This window comes from Clostridium tarantellae (assembly GCF_009295725.1).
GTDB lineage: Bacteria > Bacillota > Clostridia > Clostridiales > Clostridiaceae > Sarcina > Sarcina tarantellae.
Window position 1 is genome coordinate 1 of sequence record NZ_WHJC01000333.1, and the last position, 3,437, is coordinate 3,437.

The following is a 3,437-nucleotide window of genomic DNA, read 5'->3' on the forward strand; positions in this document are numbered from 1 at the left end:
AGACCGGGGGATATCTCGGATTATATCATAATATTAAAAATATATTTGAAAAATTTAGAAATTTTGCTTATAAAACTAAAAATAGCATTTTTGCTTTATGCAAAAATGCTATTTGTCTACAAACTGAAAAAAGAAATCTAAAGTTTATTTAGATTTCTTTTTTCTTATGTACATTGCATTAAAGAAATTATAAATTAAAAAATATATTGATTTTGTAAAGCTAGTTATAATAATGAGGGTATATGTATGTTTCTTTAAGCATAAAAAATGGGTTTAGCATAGATTAAATGGAAATATATATTTGAAAGCGGGGAAAAATTATCATATTATCAATAACAAAAAAATTCTATGAGATGTATTTAAAAATAATATTATGGAATCTTTGTTTTAAATGAATTATAATGTTATAATCAAATGCGTAGTTTGAAGATTAAAATTAGAAAGTAAAGTTAATAATTAAGTATAATAATTTTACTAGAGATGAGTAGGTGATAATATAATGAGTGAAAATAAATTTTTACCAATTTGTAAAGAGGATATGATAGAAAGAGGATGGGAGCAGTGTGACTTTATTATTGTTACAGGGGATGCATATATAGACCATCATAGCTTCGGTACAGCTATTATATCAAGGGTTTTAGAGGATGCTGGCTATAAAGTAGGTATAATAGCACAACCTAATTGGCATAGTACTGATGATTTTAAAAAACTAGGAGAACCAAGATTAGGTTTTTTAGTTAATGCGGGAAATATGGACTCTATGGTTAATCATTATACTGTAAGTAAGAGAATAAGAGAAAAAGATTATTATTCTCCAGGTGGAAAAATGGGGTTAAGACCAGATAGAGCAACTATTGTTTATTGTAATAAGATAAGAGAAGCTTTTAAACATGTAAATGTAGTTATAGGTGGTGTAGAAGCAAGTTTAAGAAGATTTGCTCACTATGATTATTGGAGTAATAAGGTTAGAAATTCTATATTGGTAGATAGCGGTGCTGATCTTTTAGTTTATGGAATGAGTGAAAAACAAATAGTTGAAGTAGCAAAATATCTTAATGATGGATTCCCAGCTAAATATATTAGGCATGTATCAGGAACTTGTTATATGGTAGATAGTCCAGAAGAGGTTTATGAAGGATATATTGAACTGCCTTCATATAAGGAGATTGCTAATGATGTAATAAAGTATTGTGAAGCATTTAGAATACAATATGAAGAACAAGATCCATTTAGAGGTCATACTTTAATACAAAAACACGCTGATAGATATGTGGTAATAAATAAGCCAGAAATACCTTTAGTAAGAGAAGAATTAGATAAAGTTTATGCATTTCCTTATGAAAAAACATATCATCCTATATATGAAAAGGATGGAGGAATTCCAGCTATTGAGGAAGTTAAATTTAGTATAGTTAGTTCTAGAGGTTGTTCTGGTAACTGTTCTTTTTGTGCTATAACATTCCATCAAGGAAGAATAGTACAAAGTAGAAGTCAGGATTCTATAATTGAAGAGGCTAAAGATATAACAAAATTTAAAGATTTTAAAGGATACATACATGATATAGGAGGACCAACAGCTAACTTTAGAAAGGCTGCATGTAAAAAGCAAATGACTTATGGAGCATGTAAAGGAAAGCAGTGTATGTCTCCATCTATATGCAAAAACATGGAGGTTGATCATGAGGAGTATATCCAGCTACTTAGAAAAGTAAGAAAGCTTCCAGGAATAAAAAAGGTATTTATACGTTCTGGATTAAGATATGATTATATAATGGCAGATAAAAATGCAGATAAATTTATAAAAGAGTTAGCAGAGTATCATGTAAGTGGTCAGTTAAAAGTAGCTCCAGAGCATATTTCATCAAATGTACTTAAATATATGGGAAAACCAGCAGGAAAAACTTATGAAAGATTTAGAGAAAAATTCTTTAGAGTGAATGAAAAGATAGGTAAAAAACAATACATAATACCATATCTTATGTCAAGTCATCCAGGAAGTAGGTTAAAGGATGCTATAGAGCTTGCACAATATTTAAAGGAAATTAAATATCAACCAGAACAAGTGCAAGATTTTTATCCTACACCTGGAACTTTATCTACAACTATTTTTTATACAGGATTAGACCCAATGACTTTAGAAAAAGTATATGTTCCTAAAACTAAAGAAGAAAAAGCAATGCAAAGAGCATTACTTCAATTTGGAAATCCAAAGAATTATAATATAGTATATGATGCTTTAGTTAAAGCAGGAAGAGAAGATCTTATAGGAAATGGTTCAAAATGTTTAATAAAATCTAAAGAAACTAGATATAAAGAGGCACATGGATTAATTAAACCTAGAGGACAAAAGTCAAATTCTAAAGGAAAATCATCACATAATAAAAGAGAAAAAAATAATTCGTCTAATAGAAAATCAGAAATGCATTTTAATCCTGGAAAGGATAAATTTGGTGATAAATCTGTGGGAAAAGGAAAAAATTCAAAAAATAATAAAACTATTTCTAATAAAAGAAAAAGAAAATAAAATTTAAAAGGTAAGATTTTAAGAAATCTTACCTTTTATTAATAAATATGTATTAAATAAATGAGCTTTTTATAAAGTTATAGTATAATCTATATTATAAGGTATAAAACAAAATCAGGGGTGAAATATGAGAAAGTTAACATTAAATAAATTTAAAACTTTTATGAGCATAGGAATAAAGGAAAAATTTATGTTTTTAGAAGCTTTTACTTTAGAGGGAATAATGAGAATGGCAATATTAATTATTCCTTTTAAAAAGCTTAAAAAGTATATGGGAAAGCATAGTGTAGAATCTTCTTATGAAGGAGATATAGAAGATTATAAAATAGTTAAAAAAGTTCGATGGGCTGTAATGCATGCAGCAGAATACACTCCTTGGGAAAGTAAATGTTTAGTACAAGCATTAACAGTACAAAACATGCTAAAGAGAAGAAAAATATATACAACTATTTATTTAGGTGTAGGTAAAGATGAAAATAATGAAATGATAGCTCATTCATGGATTCGCTATGGAAGATTTTTTATAACAGGTGGTGATGGTACTGGGTTTAGTACAGTTGCAAAGTTTTGTAATTCTAAATAAAATGTTATTTAATATACAATAAATAATACAATAAAAACTACTAATATTACTTTTAATATTAGTAGTTTTTATTGTTATAAAGTAGTTTAAGTTTATTTAAGAGTAATAAAAGAAAATGTATAAATTAATAAATTAATAGTTTTTTAAAGAGTTTTTTAAAAAATATTAAGTAATTAATATAAAAAAACAGTTTATTAAACTAAAATTTAATATTATATTTACTGTACTTAAAAAAATTGTTAAAATATTTAAAGTAATAATAAATATTATAAGATATTTAATGATTAAAGGAAGCTATTATTAAAAAACAAAAGATGAAAAATGTTAATG

Annotated in this window: 2 protein-coding genes; both read left to right on the forward strand. The window is 26.3% G+C overall.

Features of this window, described 5'->3' with window-relative positions; genetic code table 11:
• Positions 1-499 precede the first annotated feature (499 nt).
• Positions 500-2,524: a YgiQ family radical SAM protein gene (locus GBZ86_RS13945; protein WP_152891655.1), complete on the forward strand. Its 2,025-nt coding sequence runs from the start codon at positions 500-502 to the stop codon at positions 2,522-2,524.
• Between the two features lie 127 nt (positions 2,525-2,651).
• The gene (locus GBZ86_RS13950) at positions 2,652-3,107 is read left to right on the forward strand and encodes a lasso peptide biosynthesis B2 protein (RefSeq protein ID WP_152891657.1); all 456 of its coding nucleotides are present in this window, start codon (positions 2,652-2,654) and stop codon (positions 3,105-3,107) included.
• Positions 3,108-3,437 lie beyond the last annotated feature (330 nt).

Bases quoted from the DNA above. Each gene is read 5' to 3' on its own strand.
- GBZ86_RS13945 (WP_152891655.1), top strand. From the start codon at position 500: ATGAGTGAAAATAAATTTTTACCAATTTGTAAAGAGGATATGATAGAA.
- GBZ86_RS13950 (WP_152891657.1), top strand. From the start codon at position 2,652: ATGAGAAAGTTAACATTAAATAAATTTAAAACTTTTATGAGCATAGGA.